Annotated in this window: 17 protein-coding genes and 1 pseudogene; 16 read left to right on the top strand and 2 right to left on the bottom strand. The window is 35.9% G+C overall.

From position 1 onward, the window contains the following. Window positions 1–28 precede the first annotated feature (28 nt). From WJM97_RS14970 to WJM97_RS14950, 5 genes are all read left to right on the top strand, one after another. Window positions 29–1,450 (top strand): DNA phosphorothioation system restriction enzyme, encoded by a 1,422-nt coding sequence (locus WJM97_RS14970; RefSeq protein ID WP_353929591.1) that lies wholly within the window; start codon window positions 29–31, stop codon window positions 1,448–1,450. A gap of 575 nt (window positions 1,451–2,025) precedes the next feature. Beyond that, the gene (locus WJM97_RS14965; protein ID WP_353929590.1) at window positions 2,026–2,199 is read left to right on the top strand and encodes a hypothetical protein; all 174 of its coding nucleotides are present in this window, start codon (window positions 2,026–2,028) and stop codon (window positions 2,197–2,199) included. After that, window positions 2,199–4,268 carry an AAA family ATPase gene (locus WJM97_RS14960; protein ID WP_353929589.1) on the top strand — a complete coding sequence of 690 codons (2,070 nt, stop codon included), beginning with the start codon at window positions 2,199–2,201 and terminating at the stop codon, window positions 4,266–4,268. The genes WJM97_RS14965 and WJM97_RS14960 overlap by 1 nt, the downstream gene beginning before the upstream one ends. A gap of 88 nt (window positions 4,269–4,356) precedes the next feature. Continuing rightward, on the top strand, window positions 4,357–4,995 hold the full coding sequence (locus tag WJM97_RS14955) for a Uma2 family endonuclease (RefSeq protein WP_353929588.1): 639 nt from the start codon (window positions 4,357–4,359) through the stop codon (window positions 4,993–4,995). Window positions 4,996–5,161: 166 nt separating this feature from the next. Beyond that, window positions 5,162–5,635 carry a DNA phosphorothioation-associated protein 4 gene (locus tag WJM97_RS14950; protein WP_353929587.1) on the top strand — a complete coding sequence of 158 codons (474 nt, stop codon included), beginning with the start codon at window positions 5,162–5,164 and terminating at the stop codon, window positions 5,633–5,635. A gap of 9 nt (window positions 5,636–5,644) precedes the next feature. On the opposite strand, the gene WJM97_RS14945 is transcribed toward WJM97_RS14950, so the two are convergent. Both WJM97_RS14945 and WJM97_RS14940 read right to left on the bottom strand, forming a co-directional pair. Beyond that, window positions 5,645–6,850, bottom strand: coding sequence for a DNA sulfur modification protein DndB (locus tag WJM97_RS14945; protein WP_353929586.1), 1,206 nt, complete (start codon window positions 6,848–6,850; stop codon window positions 5,645–5,647). Window positions 6,851–6,958: 108 nt separating this feature from the next. Beyond that, window positions 6,959–8,554, bottom strand: a complete 1,596-nt coding sequence (locus tag WJM97_RS14940) for a DGQHR domain-containing protein (protein ID WP_353929585.1) — start codon at window positions 8,552–8,554, stop codon at window positions 6,959–6,961. Between the two features lie 199 nt (window positions 8,555–8,753). On the opposite strand from WJM97_RS14940, the gene dndC reads away from it, so the two are divergent. From dndC to WJM97_RS14885, 11 genes and pseudogenes are all read left to right on the top strand, one after another. Further along, the gene (gene dndC / locus WJM97_RS14935) at window positions 8,754–10,361 is read left to right on the top strand and encodes a DNA phosphorothioation system sulfurtransferase DndC (protein ID WP_353929584.1); all 1,608 of its coding nucleotides are present in this window, start codon (window positions 8,754–8,756) and stop codon (window positions 10,359–10,361) included. Window positions 10,362–10,489: 128 nt separating this feature from the next. Next, window positions 10,490–12,475: a DNA sulfur modification protein DndD gene (dndD, locus tag WJM97_RS14930; RefSeq protein ID WP_353929583.1), complete on the top strand. Its 1,986-nt coding sequence runs from the start codon at window positions 10,490–10,492 to the stop codon at window positions 12,473–12,475. A gap of 30 nt (window positions 12,476–12,505) precedes the next feature. Then, window positions 12,506–12,784 carry a hypothetical protein gene (locus tag WJM97_RS14925; protein ID WP_353929582.1) on the top strand — a complete coding sequence of 93 codons (279 nt, stop codon included), beginning with the start codon at window positions 12,506–12,508 and terminating at the stop codon, window positions 12,782–12,784. A gap of 2 nt (window positions 12,785–12,786) precedes the next feature. Beyond that, window positions 12,787–13,236 carry an HNH endonuclease gene (locus tag WJM97_RS14920; RefSeq protein WP_353929581.1) on the top strand — a complete coding sequence of 150 codons (450 nt, stop codon included), beginning with the start codon at window positions 12,787–12,789 and terminating at the stop codon, window positions 13,234–13,236. A 45-nt stretch (window positions 13,237–13,281) separates the two neighbouring features. Then, window positions 13,282–13,677, top strand: coding sequence for a DNA sulfur modification protein DndE (gene dndE / locus WJM97_RS14915; RefSeq protein WP_353929580.1), 396 nt, complete (start codon window positions 13,282–13,284; stop codon window positions 13,675–13,677). Between the two features lie 177 nt (window positions 13,678–13,854). Then, window positions 13,855–15,381 carry a sodium:solute symporter gene (locus WJM97_RS14910; RefSeq protein WP_353929579.1) on the top strand — a complete coding sequence of 509 codons (1,527 nt, stop codon included), beginning with the start codon at window positions 13,855–13,857 and terminating at the stop codon, window positions 15,379–15,381. 10 nt (window positions 15,382–15,391) lie between these two features. Next, a pseudogene (locus WJM97_RS14905) lies at window positions 15,392–15,607 on the top strand (AmpG family muropeptide MFS transporter); the annotation flags it as partial. Next, window positions 15,592–15,993: an ABC transporter permease gene (locus WJM97_RS14900; protein WP_353929578.1), complete on the top strand. Its 402-nt coding sequence runs from the start codon at window positions 15,592–15,594 to the stop codon at window positions 15,991–15,993. The pseudogene WJM97_RS14905 and the gene WJM97_RS14900, both read left to right, overlap by 16 nt. A gap of 81 nt (window positions 15,994–16,074) precedes the next feature. After that, window positions 16,075–16,218 (top strand): hypothetical protein, encoded by a 144-nt coding sequence (locus WJM97_RS14895; protein ID WP_353929577.1) that lies wholly within the window; start codon window positions 16,075–16,077, stop codon window positions 16,216–16,218. 56 nt (window positions 16,219–16,274) lie between these two features. Continuing rightward, window positions 16,275–16,817 (top strand): GNAT family N-acetyltransferase, encoded by a 543-nt coding sequence (locus WJM97_RS14890; RefSeq protein ID WP_353929576.1) that lies wholly within the window; start codon window positions 16,275–16,277, stop codon window positions 16,815–16,817. A gap of 123 nt (window positions 16,818–16,940) precedes the next feature. Further along, entirely contained in the window at window positions 16,941–17,699 is a 759-nt protein-coding gene (locus WJM97_RS14885; protein ID WP_353929575.1) for a HEAT repeat domain-containing protein, read from the top strand. The last annotated feature ends 18 nt before the right edge of the window (window positions 17,700–17,717 follow it).

Genomic DNA, 17,717 nt, shown 5'->3' with positions numbered 1-17,717 from the left:
ACCTGCTTTCTCTCTCAAGATACCTTTTGTGGGTGAAAAAAAGGGTGTTTATCAAGTTCAGCAGTCATTACCAGGATGTCCCAAAATGCCTTTATCTCTGCAATTGCGGGGATATCAGCGTCAAGCTATTACTAGCTGGTTTGCTAATCATGGTCGGGGGACTTTAAAAATGGCTACTGGTAGTGGTAAGACTATTACTGGACTGGCGATCGCTTACGAACTTCACAAACAGATAGGTTTACAGGTCTTGTTAGTGGTGTGTCCTTACCAGCACCTCGTCAGCCAATGGGGTAGAGAATGTGAGAAATTTAACTTACAACCAATTCTGGCTTTCGAGAATTTACGTACTTGGCAAAGTCAACTGTCAACGCAATTATATAATCTGCGTTCCCGTTCTCAAAATTTTGTCACGGTAATTACCACTAACTCGACTTTAATTAGTGAGGGTTTACAATCCCAACTTAAATATTTACCACCTAAAACTTTAATCATCGGTGATGAAGCGCATAATTTAGGCGCACCACGGTTAGAGGAAAGTTTACCCAGAAATGTAGGTTTACGTCTAGCTTTGTCTGCAACACCAGAGAGATATTTTGATGATGGAGGTACACAGTCTTTATTTGACTACTTTGGTGATGTACTCCAACCAGAGTTTAGTCTCCAGGATGCTATTAATCAAGGGGCTTTAGTTCATTATTTATATTATCCAGTTTTAGTGGAATTAACTGAGATAGAAAGTATTAATTATTTAAAATTAACTAAGAGGATAGGACGTTCTTTACAGTATCGAGAACGATCAGATGGAGATGTAGGCGATTTAGAAGATAATGAAGATATTAAATCCTTATTAATTAAACGCGCTCGGTTAATTGGTACAGCAGAGAATAAACTAACGGCTTTAAAAGAATTGATGCAAACTCGCAGAGATACCAGCCATACGTTATTTTATTGTAGCGATGGTTCTCAAGAAAGTGGGCATCGTTCATCTCTGCGTCAACTCAAAGAAGTAGCGAGAATTTTAGGAGTAGAATTAGGTTATAAAGTCAGCACCTACACCGCACATACGTCTTTACAAGAAAGGGAAATTTTAAGACAACAATTTGAAAACGGAGAATTACAAGGTTTAGTAGCTATTCGTTGTTTAGATGAAGGTGTAGATATTCCCGCTATTAAAACTGCGGTAATTTTATCAAGTTCCGGCAATCCTCGCCAATTTATCCAGCGTCGTGGTAGGGTTTTACGTCCCCATCCTGGGAAGGAGAGAGCAACTATTTTTGATATGATTGTATTACCTCCTGATTTAGATAGAGAAGCGATTGAAGTAGAGAGGAATTTGTTAAAAAAAGAGTTGAAAAGGTTTGTAGAATTTGCTGATTTGGCTGATAATGCCGGGGAAGCAAGAATGCAATTATTGAATTTGCAGAAACGTTATGGGTTATTAGATATATAGAGCGTATTGTCGGTTCATGAGGTACAAATCATAATAATGAAACTCTTGTGGGGTGGGCATCTTGCCCGCCAGCAGTGTACCTTATTATACCGAAAAGTGCTGTATAACCCAATAAATACCTTGTCCATTTTTTGTAGTTTGGGTTAAGCGACAGCGCAACCCGACGCATTTGTTAGTTTATAGCTAACTAAAAAAAGCAGGGATACGTACCAATTCCTCTGCAACACTAACGCGCACAACCTACTTCAAATATTGAATAACCATAGATAGATTCATTAAATTTATGGCTTTGGCATGGCAAAGACTGATAGTAAACGAATTGACTGGGTGCGGCGGGCGCGGTATTATTTAAATATAATGGAGTGGTTGTAAATATTTTTTAGACTCAATATCCCATTATTAGATGGTATTATCTTTAGATTAGCACCAACGCCCAAAAAAAGCAACCCTTTCTAGCCGCAAAATCATAATTGAAAATTTTTGATTTTCACCGCATATTTTACAGAACTTTAAGTTAAAAAGAATAGCAACAGAGATGGTTAAAATAGAATAAAAGCCTATTTTTTAAAAACCTCATGTCTACAGAACTAGATATTGAAGATGTCCAAGCACCAATTACCACTGCACCACCAGAAGTAAAACAGATAATTGAAAGAGTATGTAGATTAGAAAAATCGAGACTTGCACGCAAAAGTAAAAGTGCAATTAACGATGATATTTTAGGAATAATCAAAGAAGTGGTGCAATAATGAAATTAACTTCTATAAAACTTTGTAACTTTCGTTCTTTTTATGGACAAACACCAGAAATTACCATTGCAAGTGGAGACTATCGAAATACTACAATTATTCATGGTAATAATGGTGCAGGAAAAACCAGCTTATTAAATGCTTTTACCTGGGTTTTATATGAAAAATTTACCGCTGCTTTTGCTGCGACAGAACAGCTAGTTAATAAACGTGCAATTTCCGAAGCTGAAGAAAATCAAGCAGTAGAATGTTGGGTAGAAGTTGGTTGGGAACATGAGGGAACACGTTACCGTGCAAAACGTAATTGTAGAGTTTATAAAAATTCTACCTCTATAGAAGCAACTAAAACTTTATTAACTGTGCAATTTGCAGGAGATGATGGTAAATGGGGATTTTCCATCGAACCAGCAGAGGAAATTATCAATAATATTTTACCAGCAAGTTTACATCAATATTTCTTCTTTGATGGAGAAAGAATAGAAGAAATAGTCCGTTGTGATAAAAAAGCAGAAATAGCAGAAGCAACGGAAACATTTTTGGGGGTCAAAGTTATTGACTTAGCAATTAGACATTTAAAAGAAGCTAAAAAAAGTTTAGATAATGAACTTGCAGCTATTGGGGATGCAGAAACAAAGAAGTTATTAACTGCACAAACCAAATTAGAAACAGCAATTGAAAAAATTAACGAACGACAAACAGAAATTAAACAAGAATTAGAAAATCAACAGACATTTAAAAAAGATATCAGTAATCGTTTAATAGAATTAAGTGCAGTCACAGAGTTACAGGAAAGACGAGAAACATTAGAAACTCAAAAACGCACCAATCAGGAAGACTTAAAAAAAACGAAGGATGCGCTAAAAAAAATAATTTCTAAACAAGCATACACAGTTTTATTGAGTGACACCAATCAAAAATTTCGAGAAATTATCAATAATTTAAAACAAAAGGGAGAATTAAAATCAGGAATTTCCAAGGAATTTGTTAATGATTTAATTGAATCTGGACGTTGTATTTGTGGTGCTGATTTAAAAGAAGGTGGACATGGATATTTTCATATTAAATCTCTTCTCAAAAAAACTGGATCTTCTTCAGTAGAAGAAACAGCTATACGGATGGGAGCGCAAATTGATAATCTTGATCAACAAGCTAATTTATTTTGGGAAAATGTCAATAGAGAACAAGTAAGAATTAGTCAGTTAAGAGAATCTATTTCAGAAATAGAAACTGAATTAGATAAAATTCAAGAGATGTTACGAAAAGATCCCAATGAAGACATTAGGGGGTTACAAAAGCGGTTAGATGAAATTGAAATAAAAATTGATGAATTAAATAGAGAACAGGGTGCAAACCAGCAGGAAATTTCTCACCTACAATCAGAAATTGATGTTTTAGTTAAACAAATTTCTAAACAAAAACAGAACGAAGAAAGACAAGCATTAGCACAACGTCGGATTATCGCTACTCAAGATGCAATAGAAAGATTAATTGAGGTCAAAAATAGACAAGAAAAACAATTTAGATTACAGTTAGAAAAACGAGTTCAGGAAATATTTACAGAGATTTCTGTAACTCCTTATATTCCTAAAATTACAGAAAAATATGAATTAATTTTAGTAGAAAATACCACAGGAATAGAAGCAACTGTTGCAGCTTCCACAGGAGAAAATCAGATTTTGAGTTTATCTTTTATTGCTAGTATTATTGATAAAGTCAGAGAATGGAGTGAGAAGAAAAAAATCATGATGGTTCCTGATAGTAGTACGTTTCCAATTGTGATGGATTCACCTTTTGGAAGTTTGGATGCTAATTCTCGTCGTCACATTGCACAAACTATTCCAAAGTTAGCAAATCAGTTAGTTGTTTTGGTGACTAAAACTCAATGGAGGGTGGAAGTTGAGGAGGAAATTATTGATAGAATTGGGAAGGAATATGTATTGATTTATTATTCTTCTAAACCTAATTGTGAACAGGAATTTATTGAGGTGGGTAGGGAAAGATATCCTTTAATTCGTCAAAGTCCTAATGGTTTTGAATATACTGAAATTGTGGAAGTAGAGAGGGGTTAGTTTATTTCACGCAGAGACGCAGAGTCGCAGAGAGAGGAATAAAAATTATCCGCGTTCGGTTTTTGATTTTATATGGAGGGAAGAAGTTATGGTTATTTGTGATTTGGATTTGATGACGGATACCTGGATAAAGTCTAGTTGGGATGAGTTTCTGGAATTTGCTGAATGTGCTGATTTTCAGGAAGGAAGATTTTATTTTTATCAAAATTATATGAGGGTGGAAATGTTACCAGTTGGTTTTCGTCATGGCCGTTACAATGCTGTTATTTCTAAGGTGGTGAGTTTATTTGCTACTTTGAAAAATATTAAAATTCAAGAAGCAACTAATACCAGTTTTAGAAAAATTGGTGAAAGTGAATGTCAACCTGATTTAGCTTTTTATATTGGTAATGCGGTGAAATTTCTACCTTTGAATAATTCACCTGTGAATATTAATGAGTTAGCAGCACCTACTTTAGTTGTAGAAATTGCTGCTTCTTCTGTTAATGATGATTTGGGTTTTAAGCGGTTGCTTTATGAAAGATTGGGGGTAAAGGAATATTGGGTAATTGATGCAAATAATGATGATATTATTGCTTTTGAAATTATTGATGGGGGAAGTCGCAGAATTGAATTATCTCAGGTTTTACCAGGTTTGGAAATAGTAACTGTGAAAGCAGCACTTGAACGTAGTCAAAGTCAAGATGATGGAGAGGTTAATCGTTGGTTGTTGTCAATTTTTAGATGATTTATTTCACGCAAAGACGCAAAGACGCAAAGAAAAGAACGCAAAGGAGATAAGAAAATATGGTTGCTGTTGCTGATAAGTTTTATATGACTCCTCAAGCGGTTTTAGAGAGGATATTCATTTTTGATATGATACAATATTGTTCTATCAAATTTATTTTCTAGTTATGGCTGAATCTGGTAGAATCAGGGTTGCTAAGGATAAGGCTGATTTAGTTAAGGCTTTAATTTCTACTGATGGAGGGAATGGTCCTTTTCAGACTTTTGCTGATGTGATTGTTTTTGCTGCTGCTTTGGGTGTTAAGTATAAGAAGCGTGTTCCTTTTGAGGAGGTTTCTAAACGTGAACCAGCACCAATTAGGTTAGAGGTATTTGCAGTATCAGGATATGATGTTTTAATTAAATTAATAGGAATTACAGAAACTCAAGATATTAAAATATTATCACCTGATGAGGAAGAATATGAAAAACAACGCCATGAAATTTTTGAAGAATTCGCTAATGGTGGTTTAGAAATTTTACAGAATGAACTCAGAGGTTCAATTGATTATACAAATCAAATTCTATTATTTTTGCAGCATGAAATATTTAGCAATGATAAGGAAGACGAGGAATTTAATTTAACTAAATTCCTGTCTTAGATTTGGTTTTTAAAAACCAATTGGTATTTGATTATCTTCCCAAACCAATTTTAGTTTTACTATTTTTACTGCATCCTTTGCAGCATTAATACCTGTAGATAATTTGTATGGTTTATCTAGGTTTTTTGGATTTGGATCAACTCGAACTATTGTATCTTTCCAAAGTGGATCTTCTCTAGACCAATTTAAACTAGCTAACTGAGAAACTCTTTCTAGATCAAAAGAATTATTTTTTCGATCATAAGTTAAATTTAGTAACCTCCCTAAAACTTCTAATCCAACACTCACACCTAGTAAACAATCTTCTTTAAATGCTGCAATATCATTTTCAGTGAGTTCATTTAAACTACTTCCAGCTATATACTCTGTATTACTACACTGTGCAAAAAATTGATTTAGACAATTAACTAAAGCATCTGAGGTAGTTTCAACATCAAATTCTTTTAGTTGGTGATTTGGATCATTAGTAAATACACAACTTACAAATCTAGCGATGTAATTCATTGTGTAAATTAACTTCTGTTTAGTTGCAGGACTTGCTTTAATTTTTTCCGTTTTATCCTTAAAAATAAAGACTCTATTAATTAATTCTTTACTAATACCAACTTTTCCTGAGAATTCACCAAATGATAATAACAAAGATTTATCAAGCTGTCTAGTTTGTGCCATATCTCTAAAATCAGCTTGACATTGCTGAAAGTCTCCTTCTAAAACTAAAGTAATAGCAAAATCATCATCATCAATTAAATGATAATCAGAACTTTCAATTAATTCATGAATTGCACGTTTACGATGTTGTCCATCTGTAATATCTAATTTAACACCACGGGGAATAACAACTAAACAAATACCTCTAGCAAATTCCAAAACTTTAATATCTTGCGGTGCAACATTTGCAGTTAAAGTTCCTACAATCCAAGGTTTATCTTTATTTGCACGTTCAAGAATATACTGTTTAATTTCCTCAGCATGACCTTTTACTACTGGACGATTTTTACCAGAATCAGGATCATTATTTTCTGATGGTTTTGCTTGTAAAAGTCCCGAAAAATCCCTTGCAGGAACATTAATTTGTAGCATGGTACGTTTACCCTGTCTAAAAATTAGACCTGGATAACAGCTTTCACGGTGATACTTAGAAAAAAACGGTTCAATAAATGAACTAAATTGAGCTTGAAGGTCAGGGTTGATATTATAATTTTCGGGTTGAGTCATAACAAATTCTGATACACCCAGCTATGTTCATAATCATTGTAAAATTTACTGACGTGAGTAAACATCAGTAATAACCACAGTGTAATACAAACAACAAACTCTGTTAACTTACAATATTTTTGGTAAACCTACATCTTGTGGTTCAACCAACTTCCCATCAAAACCAATAGTATTATCTTCCATAGTTCTAGCATCAGCTAAAGCCTTACGTAAAGCAGCAACTTCCATCTGTTCAGACATTCCCCCCAAAATGTAAACTAATAACTTCACTGCTAAATCTTTTCCCGCAACCTGAACGCGCTTTTTATTAGGGTCATATAACACCCCATACCATAAAGAATGGGGATATTCCATCCCACTAAAACCACCTTGACGGTCAAATTTTCGTAACTTTTTAAAAATAGTTTCTAGACTCAAACCTTTTTTAAAAACCAAAATTCCCAAAGCTTGTGCTAAAGCAACTTGGGAAACTGGACGAAATAACATATTTCCTTCACCACCACCTTTTTCAGAACTAAATCTTCGCAAAACTGGTGTATCTTCGTGTTCTAAAATTTTATAACTAGGAAGAGTTGTTAAATAATCAAATAACTCGGTAAAATCTGCAATTCCTTCCTGTAATTCTTCATCCTCTGGACGCATGGGAATTAAACCCTTATCTAAAGGTTTCCAATTGGGGAATTTTTGACCTAAATAACGTTCAGCCATATCCTGTAATGCTTGCAAAGTCGTTAACACCGTCGAATTAGTTGCTACTGTCGCACTATTCCAATTTATGCGCGGTTTCCGGTTATCTTTATTTTCTAAAAGTGGATGTTTAACAGCAATTTTTCGCGCTACAATAGCAAAACCATCATCTTCATTTAATTGTGTTAACTGACCTTTTGTTAAGGGTGCAGCCATCAAATTTACATGAACAAAAATTGACCTAATCCGTCTTTTCGCTTCTGTGTAATTTTCTCCACTATTCACAGCACAAATAAATTCAATACCGATTTTTTCCTGGGGTAAATTATATAAATAATCAATATCAACTTGATAATTATCAATTAAATCTGATATAAGTAGCAGACTATCACTTGGTGTTTTATCTTTTTTATAACGTCTCAATTTACCAATTTTAATTAATTCTAATAAACCCTGCACCCCCATTAACCTATGCTGTCCATCTAAAGCATAAATATTAATATTTTCTTCAGCAACATTTAGTAAACCTAGATTACCATTTTGGTCTAGAGGTGTAAAATTAGTTGTACTTGTTTTAGCACGTCCTTCACTATCCCACTCATCCGCTTGTGGATTATCAACCCAAGGTTGATTAATTACAACCAATACTGGGGGAAACTTATGATTTTTTCTTGCTGCTAAATATTGAACTAATGCAGCTTGACGTGACCAGTCCAAAGAACGTTGTTGAACTTCATCAATACTATTTGCATCAATTTCAATGTTTTCTGTTTCGGGATTATATTGTTTTTGTAGCAAGGGTAAAGTAGAAGCGAAATTAACTCGATTTGCAAACCACTCTAAAGTAACAGAACCTACATAAGCTTCAATACCTCCCATTTTAGTCTGTTGTACGAGAATCTGGTCTTTATTGCTAAGAAATTTGTTTAGTAATGTAGATAATATCTGTTGATTTTGATCTTCTGCTTCTAGATGCTGTAAATAAATATTACTTTTAGATTGAGATTTACTGTCCATGATTAAAGTTTTTAAAAACAAAAGTTAAGAGCGAGTAGCTTATTTTTCCATAATATTGGATACTAAGAGTATAGTTTTTAAAAAACTTTTTTATAAAAAATGTAACCAAACTTAGTATAAAATTAGATTCTCGACTCCCATTAAATTTGTATCAAAATACAAAGCTTAAGTACATACATACTATTATAATTAGGGAATTATGACTACAGCACAACAAACAGATAGTAAAACTCAGCAAAATCGGACTGTAGCGGAATTAGTAGAATATATCCAAGTCCTCACCACAGAAATTCAAGAGTTATATTGTTTAGATGAGATACCTTGGGTTGTCGGTTATTCCGGTGGGAAAGACAGTACAGCAACTTTACAACTGATTTGGAATGCAATTTCTGAACTTCCAGCAGAAAAAAGAACTAAAACTATTCATGTTATTACCACTGATACTGGTGTAGAAAATCCTTATGTTTCTGCTTGGGTACGTAATTCTCATCAGCATATTAAAAAAGTTGCTCAAGAACAAAAAATTCCCATGCAACCACACCTTTTAGAACCAGAAACACAAGAGACATTTTGGGTTGGTTTAATTGGGAAAGGATATCCCGCTCCTCGTCAAAAGTTCAGATGGTGTACTAGACGTTTAAAAATTAATCCCTCTAACCGTTTCATTCGTGATGTTGTTAGAAAAGATGGGGAAACAATTCTTGTTTTAGGTATTCGCAAAACTGAAAGCAGAAATCGCGCTGCTACTATGAAGAGAATGGAAGAAAAAAGAGTGCGCGATCGCCTTAGTCCCAATGGTAGTTTACCTAATTCCTTAGTATATAGTCCTATTGAAGATTGGCGAACTGATGAAGTTTGGCTATATTTAATGCAGTGGGAAAATCCTTGGGGACATAGTAATAAAGACTTATTTAATATGTATAGAGAATCAACAGAAGATAATGAATGTCCCTTAGTTGTTGATACCTCTACACCTAGTTGTGGTAGTTCACGTTTTGGATGTTGGGTTTGTACTCTGGTTGAACGTGATACATCTTTAAATGCAATGATTCAAAATGATGAAGAAAAAGAATGGATGCAACCAATAGTTGATTTTCGTAGAGAATTAGACATAGAAAATGATAGAGAAAAAAGAGATTTTCGCCGATTACGTGGAGAAGTACAACTATTTGAACGTAATAGAGATGGTGAAACATCCGTTGAACCAATACCAGGACCTTATACAAAATATTGGCGTGAATATTGGTTAAGAAAACTATTAACCGCACAAACAGAAATGCGGCAAACCGCACCTGAAAATATGCGTGATATCACCTTAATTTCTATGGAAGAACTCAGCGAAATTCGCCGGATTTGGCTAGAAGAAAAACACGAATTTGATGATAGTGTACCTAAAATTTATCAAGAAGTGACAGGAGAAGAATTTAAAGACCCCCGTCCTGGTTCAGATTATAGTTTACTGGGTAGCGACGAATGGGAAGTATTAGAAGAAATTTGTGATGGTGATGGAATGCAATTAGAACTCATGGCCAAACTGTTAGATACAGAAAGACAATTTAGAAAAAAAACTCGCCGTATAGGGATTTTTGATAGTTTAGAAAAATGCTTTGATACAAGTTCCCGTTCTCAGGAAGAAGCTATTAAAAATGCCCATTTTAAAAGGGATTTACGACAAGCTGCAAGTGATGGTGATGTAGATAAAATTCGCAAAGCATTCAAACAATTAAATATAGGTGAAACACCAGAAAAGGAAGAAACTAAACCAGATACTTTTGCAAATAGGAAGTTTAAGAAAAAAGAAGATTAACCGATTTTGATTTAAAAAATACCACCCACAATCAAATATACTTGACTTTGCGTCTTTGCTTCTTTATAGCTTTGCGCGAAACTCATTTTTTATTCTAGACTTAGATTCATAAATTCCCATCAATCATCATGATATTCCTCGAACTCGTGCTGCAAAATTTCGGTCCTTATGCTGATAGACAAGTCATCAATCTTAATCCGAGAATTGATGATGATAATATTCGTCCTATCATTCTTTTAGGAGGTATGAATGGTGGGGGAAAAACAACCTTAATGGATGCAATTCGTTTAGCTTTATATGGACCACGCGCTCAATGTTCCACTAGGGGCAATCTTAGTTATAATGACTTTTTAAATCAATGTGTGAATAATAAAGCTGACCCCATTAATAAAACTAGAATTGAATTAGTTTTTGAACATATTGAAGATGATAAACCCATTAAATATCGGATTGTTAGAACTTGGGAAAAAAATCCTAAAGATGGTAAAGACTCATTAGGAATTTTGGGTGATGATGAAACATGGCCACAATCTTTAGCTAACATCTGGGATGAATATATAGAGAATATTTTACCTTTAGGTATTTCTAATTTATTTCTGTTTGACGGTGAACAAGTTAAGGAACTTGCAGAACAAGAAACACCACCATCTGTAGTTGTTGATGCTATTAATGCACTTTTGGGTTTAGAGTTAGCTGATAAATTAGCAGTTGATTTAGAAATATTAGTCAATCGTAAAAAGAAGGAAAGTGCTGATACTCAAGATTTGGCTAAACTAGAAGAATTAGAAAATCGTTTGCGTCAACAATTAGAAAATCAAGTAGCTAAAAATCAGGAATTAGAAAACCTCGAAGATAGTTTAAAAGATTTACAATTAAAAAATGAAGAAGCTGTAAATAAATATATTGCTGAAGGTGGTAAAATTGCCGCTGAACGAAGTAAGTTAGATACACAAAAAGAAAACCAAGTTAAGAATATAGAGAATGTCCGTCAAGAGTTATGTGAATTAGCTGAAGATATTTTACCGTTAGCTTTAATTCCTAATTTATTATCCCAAATTCAAACCCAAGGGGAAAAAGAGTTAAAATTTCAACAGGTACAATTAGCTAAGGATATCTTAATTTCTAGAGATGAACGATTAATTAAGTTATTAAATCAGTTGCATTTAGAATTAGAGAAAATCAATAATATTCAAACTTTTTTATCTGAAGATATAGATAATTTATATGCAGGTAATTCAGCTACGGAAACAACTTGGTTAAATGCGGATGAAGAAAGTTTAAGTTTACTTGACAATGTGATATATCGGTTGCAAGCTGCCCAAAATAATGCCTATAAGAAATTATTAGAATTAGAGAATTATCAAGAAGAAATTCTAACTGTAGAAAGACAAATTCAAACCGCAGCAGCACCGGAAGAATATTTAAAATTACAAAAAGCTAGAGAAAAAGCGCAAGCAGAATTTACCAAAGCAAATACTAAAGTTGAGTTGCTCAATCGTAGTTTAACAGAATTAGCAACTACAATTATACAAACAAAAAAAGAGTTAAATAATTATACTAGTGAAAATCTGAAATATCAAAGTAATGAGCATTTAATTAATGCAGCTACAAAAGTACAAAATACATTAAAATTATTTAGAGAAAAATTGACTTTAAGGAAGTTAAATAAATTAGAAGAAGAAGTCAAAAATTGTTTTTTGTATTTATTACATAAATCTGATTTGGTACATAGAATTGCCATTGATGCCAAAACATTTGGTTTATCATTATATGATCTAAATGGTAAACCAGTACCCAAACATCGGTTATCAGCGGGAGAAAAACAATTATTAGCGATCGCCTTCCTGTGGGGTTTAGCCAAAGTATCAGGAAAACGTCTACCAATTGCCATAGACACACCATTAGGTAGATTAGATTCATCACACAGAAACAACCTAGTAGAAAGATACTTTCCCGCCGCAAGTCATCAAGTAATCTTACTTTCCACCGATACAGAAATTAGTAAATCAGAATATCAAACCCTGAAAGAAACCGAAGCGATCGCCCGTGAATATCTCCTAGAATATAATTCTAGCACAAGAGAAACAACTATAAAAGATGGTTATTTTTGGTAAAATATTATCTGGTATTGCAGAGAATTAAATATGACAAATCCCTTACTCCCAACCTTGAACAACTTACCTGCAACCTTACCCCTAGAAGGTGCAATTAGCATTGAAATACACGCAGGAACACCAATTTTTCGTGCTTCTAGTGTTGTCCAAAATCGCATTGAATTATTATTATCTAAACAACAAAATTCACAACTCACCCAGGAAGAAGAACAAGAATTAGATAGTTATGAAGAAATAGATGATTATCTCAGTTTCATTAATCGCGTAGTTCGTAATATTGCCCAAAATCAGAATAATCAGACTATATAAAAGTGGCGAGTAGAAAAATTAGTGATGCAATTCAACAACAAGTCCGTCAACGGGCATTAGAATTATGTGAATATTGCCACGCCTCAGAAAAATGGCAGTATGTATTATTCACCGTAGATCATATAATTCCATTAAGCAAAAACGGTCAAGATACTATAGATAATCTAGCCTTAGCCTGTTTTCATTGTAACCGTAGAAAATCCAATCATACAACAGCGATAGATCCCGAAACAGGTAATCAAGTGCCATTATTGAATCCCAGAGAAAATCAATGGCAAAAACATTTTATCTGGTCAAAAGATGGACTACAAATCATAGGCTTGACACCCATAGGAAAAGCAACTATCGTCAAACTGAACTTAAACAGAGAAAGAATCATCAATATCCGTGCAGCGGATAAAACCATTAATCGCCATCCACCCCCAGAAGATCCTATTTCTCTATCAAGCTAGACCTAATTCTTAATCCCTTCCTTCGTGGTTCATTAATAAAAAACTATGGAATCTCCAATAGAACGTATACGCTTATCCCAAACAGCCAAAGACCAACTACTCAAACTCAAACGCAACACCAAAATAGAACAATGGAACATACTATGTCGTTGGGCATTTTGTCGTTCCCTCGCCGAACCAGCAACACCATCACCCGTACCCATCCCCCAAGATAGCAACGTCGAAATGACCTGGAAAGTATTTGGCGGCGAAATAGCCGATATCTTGCTATTAGCACTTAAACAACGCTGTTACAACGACGGACTAGAAACAGATAAAGAAACCCTCATTACCCAATTTCGCCTCCATTTACATCGGGGTATAGGTTATCTAGCCGGAGATCAAAATATTAAGAAAATTGAAGATTTGATCGAACTGGCAACAAATAAAGTAAAATCCTGATTCTAAAATGTCCAGCCGGATCCAAACATCAATTAAATCAAATTATAAAAGTTGCTGATCAAAAGTTATGAATATACTTCATACCAAGACGCAAATAATCAAAATTTAAGATTTAACATTTTTGGAATTCATATTCTAAATTCAGCACAGCCAAATAATAAATCACCTAAACAACTTATGAGCATCATTGATTGGTTCATTGTTGCAATTTACGCCATCATTGTTATAGGCATTGGAATTGCAGCAAGTCGCAAGCAAAACAATACAGAAGAATATTTTCGCGGTTCACGACAACTACCTTGGTGGGCCATTGGTTTCTCAATTATTGCCACCTCATTCTCCGCTGCTTCACTCCTTGGTGGTCCAGGAGAAGGCTATGAGCATGGTTTTCTCTATCTACAACTTCAATTCGGTGACTTAATTGGTTATGGATTAGTCATCTTCATATTTCTACCATTGTTTGTCGGGCTGAATCTAACCACTGCCTATGAGTATTTAGAAAAACGATTTGATGCCAAAACTCGCTCTCTTGGTTCACTCTGTTTTTTACTATTTGTGATTGCCCGTTTGGGAGGACTTTTATATGCCGCGTCCTTAGTTGTCTCAACTATTACGGGTATGCCTGTGTATATAGCCATACTAATCGTTGGGGTAATTTCCATAGTCTATACCGTAGCAGGTGGGATTACCGCAGTAGTTTGGACTGATGTACTTCAGTTTGCTATGATTTTCGTAGGTTTAGCCGCTGGTATTTGGGCTGCAACTTCAGGAGTTCCTGGTGGGTTTGGAGAACTTTGGCGTGCAGCCAGCGAAGGGGGAAAACTAGCAGTGGTGAACCTATCCTGGGAACCTGAATCAATTCGCTCACTACCAACAGCATTAATTGCCTATGGAATACTGGCCTTTGCTATAGCAGGAACAAACCAGCAATCTGTGCAGCGATACGTCTCCTGTGCCGATGTCCCCTCAGCCCGTAAGGCAATTTTTCTGGGTTGGTTTTCTGGCTTTGTCGGTGTGGCCGCTACACTACTACTTGGTGTTTTATTATTTGGTTTTTATTCCCTGAATGCAGGCCTTCCAGATGATGTCAAACCAGATGGAATTCTGTCTTATTTTATCGTTAATCAAGTTCCCCCAGGGGCTTCAGGATTGTTAGTAGCTGCCATTTTTGCTGCTGCTATGTCATCTATTGACTCGGCGCTTCATTCCCTTGCTACCTGCATGACAGTTGATTTTTATGACCGTTATGCCAAATCAGAATATAGTGAATCTCGATCCTTAAAAGTTGCCCAAGGTTTGATTGTCGTTTGGGGTATTGTTGGGATAATTTCAGCCTTTTTTGTAGCCTCAACCGGAAAATCCTTACTTCCGTTTCTAGTAACATATACCACCATGTTTTTAGGTCCATTGCTGGGAATTTTCCTCATGGGAGTTCTTGTTCCCCGCATTAATGCTAATGGGGCATTTTACGGCACTGTTGCAGCAGTTATCCTCATTGTGGTTGGCTCAGAAAATGGCTGGTTCAACTTTCCGGGAATTTGGCGCTCGGCCATCACCGCCCCAATAGCAATTATATTAGGCTTGGCTATTTCTCTAATTAGTAGCGAACCACCAGAACGCTCTGTGCAAGGATTGACATTGTGGCATAGCAGTCAGTTACAGGGGAAACCCATGAATCGTCCTGGACTAGAGGATAATGATTGAACAAAAGTCAATTTCTAGTTTTATGACTGTAAGTCATGATATCCTAGTTTCGCCAGCAGATTCATTAGCAAAAAGTACAGGTTGGCCTCTATTTTTTCTGATTAGCATTGTTGCTGCTGTAGCAGGATTACTATTATTACCATTGTTTGCACCCTGGAATCCTAAACCAGTCACAGCAAACAGAAAAGGACTTGAAGAAGAAGAGGATATATGGGGAACCAAGTAGTTATTCTTGTCGGTACATTCGTCCTCATCGTCACAGGTTTATTACTAGGTTATGTACTTTCACAATTAGTTCTCGGATATCTTGCCTTTAACCTCCTCACCCTCCTGGGAACTATTAGTCTAGTTCTAATTTTTGGCACACTTTACTACGTTCTATTTTGGCAATTACGGCGCGAAAAGTTACAGCCTAATAACCCCATTCTTCCGAACGAAGTAGATGAGGAAATCACAGGTAACTACTTGAAAAACCGACTCATTGCCAGATTATCCGGTGACGTAGCCGCAGCAGAAAGGTTAATCGAACAAGCTAAACAAAATTATCCCGGAATGCCAGAAAATTGGTATTGTGAAAGAGTCCTAGATGATTTAGACCGGGACGAGCGTTAACTGTTAGAAATCACAATTGACAGTAAGGGTTTAGCAGTGCTAAACCCCTACAACTAACAACTTATAACTGACTAAATAAATATGTCTATTTTTCGTCAATACATTGCTCCCCTACTAGTAGTTTTAGTATTTTTAATCGCTCTAGTAGCCGTCAGTGCCAGAATATTTTTACCCTCAGATATGGCAGCACCCGCACCCGTGGGTGTTTTAATTCGTAGTTTGTAAACACAGGGAACAGGAGGTGAGGGGGAGATGAAGAAAGATTAATAACCCAATGCCCAATGCCCAATTTTGACTTTCCACTGGACAGCTATTCTATTTGTCGAGGCTCTACCCTTGACAAAGCACTCTTGGTAAAGTTCATCCAACACACTTACCAAGAACTGTTTCCTGATCAAGATTTTTCCCACCTGGCCCATACAGTCGAGCAATACCTCTCCACTGATACCCCTTTATGGTGGGTATATGAAACAGAAGAAACAGCTAATAGTCAAGAAAAAACCCAGTCACCAGTCACCAGTCACCAGTCCCTAGTCCCCGTCGCCTGTCTTTGGGCAGGTAACGCCATAGATCAAGTTACAGGTAGTCGTCATGCTCATATATTTCTACTGTATGTATTACCTTCCCATCGTCGTCGGGGTATTGGTAAAGCATTAATGCAGCATATAGAAAATTGGGCAAAACAAAGGGGCGATGCCTGCGGCGAGCAAAGCTATCGCCAAATCGGTCTCCAAGTCTTTACTGCCAACACACCCGCATTAAATCTTTATCAACAGCTTGGTTATCAAACACAATCCCTCTGGATGATAAAATCACTTTATTAGAAATAGGTGATTGGTGACTGGTGATTGGTGATTGGGTTATTAATCCTCCCCTACCTCTTTGTCCTGAGCGAATTCGAAGGGCTGCCTCCTGTTATATAATTTCTATTTATTCAAAAAAATATTATGTACGACGAAGACGATATAAAACTACTTGATAACGAAGCGGATCTGGAAAGCCCTCTAGATAAAATAGAAGCTATTCAGCCTGAATCAGAAATAGCCAAACCTGATCCAGAAGCAATGCTGGTGCTTTTAACAGATCCTCAATCTCAGCAACGAATGTTAGCCGCCCGTGCATTTTGTGATATTCAAGATGAACGAGCAATACCCCATCTAATTCGTTTATTAACTGATACCTGTCCTTTAGTAAGAGTTAGTGCTGCTTATGCTCTAGGACGCAACCCCAGTCCTGATGCAGTTGAACCATTAATCAATCAACTAAACCGCGATTTAAATGGTTATGTCCGAAAAGGCGTAGTTTGGGCTTTAGGCAACTGCCGCGACCGTCGTTCCCTAAAACCTCTCACCGATGCCCTCAGAACTGACATTTCTGCTGTCCGTCTCTGGTCTGCCAGCGCCCTAGCACAAATGGCAACAGTGGGTTATGAAGTAGTGGTCGGTGCAATACCCTCTCTGATTGAAGCACTCGTTCAAGACCCTATACCCGCAGTCCGTAGTAACTCCGCTTGGGCAATTGGTCAATTGTGTAAAGAACTACCTTCCAATGTAGTTTATGCTACAGCCATTGATGCACTGATCCAAGCCTTTGCAGAAGATAAAGACCTGGGAGTTAGAGAAGATGCCAAAGCTTCACTTTTAGGAGTTGGTGATCCCCGTGGTTTACAACTCATTGAAACCCTAGAACAAGAAGGATGGTTTTAAAGGGAGAGTGGGAGAGGG

Origin of the sequence: Okeanomitos corallinicola TIOX110 (assembly GCF_038050375.1) — a bacterium.
Lineage (GTDB): Bacteria > Cyanobacteriota > Cyanobacteriia > Cyanobacteriales > Nostocaceae > Okeanomitos > Okeanomitos corallinicola.
The sequence above is the reverse complement of the archived record's forward strand: the minus strand, read 5'-3'. Positions and strand labels throughout refer to the sequence as shown.

Excerpts from the sequence above, each read along its gene's own strand:
- WJM97_RS14965 (WP_353929590.1), top strand. The coding sequence starts at position 2,026 with ATGTCTACAGAACTAGATATTGAAGATGTCCAAGCACCAATTACCACT.
- WJM97_RS14960 (WP_353929589.1), top strand. The coding sequence starts at position 2,199 with ATGAAATTAACTTCTATAAAACTTTGTAACTTTCGTTCTTTTTATGGA.
- WJM97_RS14955 (WP_353929588.1), top strand. The coding sequence starts at position 4,357 with ATGGTTATTTGTGATTTGGATTTGATGACGGATACCTGGATAAAGTCT.
- WJM97_RS14950 (WP_353929587.1), top strand. The coding sequence starts at position 5,162 with ATGGCTGAATCTGGTAGAATCAGGGTTGCTAAGGATAAGGCTGATTTA.
- WJM97_RS14945 (WP_353929586.1), bottom strand. The coding sequence starts at position 6,850 with ATGACTCAACCCGAAAATTATAATATCAACCCTGACCTTCAAGCTCAA.
- WJM97_RS14940 (WP_353929585.1), bottom strand. The coding sequence starts at position 8,554 with ATGGACAGTAAATCTCAATCTAAAAGTAATATTTATTTACAGCATCTA.
- dndC (WP_353929584.1), top strand. The coding sequence starts at position 8,754 with ATGACTACAGCACAACAAACAGATAGTAAAACTCAGCAAAATCGGACT.
- dndD (WP_353929583.1), top strand. The coding sequence starts at position 10,490 with ATGATATTCCTCGAACTCGTGCTGCAAAATTTCGGTCCTTATGCTGAT.
- WJM97_RS14925 (WP_353929582.1), top strand. The coding sequence starts at position 12,506 with ATGACAAATCCCTTACTCCCAACCTTGAACAACTTACCTGCAACCTTA.
- dndE (WP_353929580.1), top strand. The coding sequence starts at position 13,282 with ATGGAATCTCCAATAGAACGTATACGCTTATCCCAAACAGCCAAAGAC.
- WJM97_RS14910 (WP_353929579.1), top strand. The coding sequence starts at position 13,855 with ATGAGCATCATTGATTGGTTCATTGTTGCAATTTACGCCATCATTGTT.
- WJM97_RS14900 (WP_353929578.1), top strand. The coding sequence starts at position 15,592 with ATGGGGAACCAAGTAGTTATTCTTGTCGGTACATTCGTCCTCATCGTC.
- WJM97_RS14895 (WP_353929577.1), top strand. The coding sequence starts at position 16,075 with ATGTCTATTTTTCGTCAATACATTGCTCCCCTACTAGTAGTTTTAGTA.
- WJM97_RS14890 (WP_353929576.1), top strand. The coding sequence starts at position 16,275 with ATGCCCAATTTTGACTTTCCACTGGACAGCTATTCTATTTGTCGAGGC.
- WJM97_RS14885 (WP_353929575.1), top strand. The coding sequence starts at position 16,941 with ATGTACGACGAAGACGATATAAAACTACTTGATAACGAAGCGGATCTG.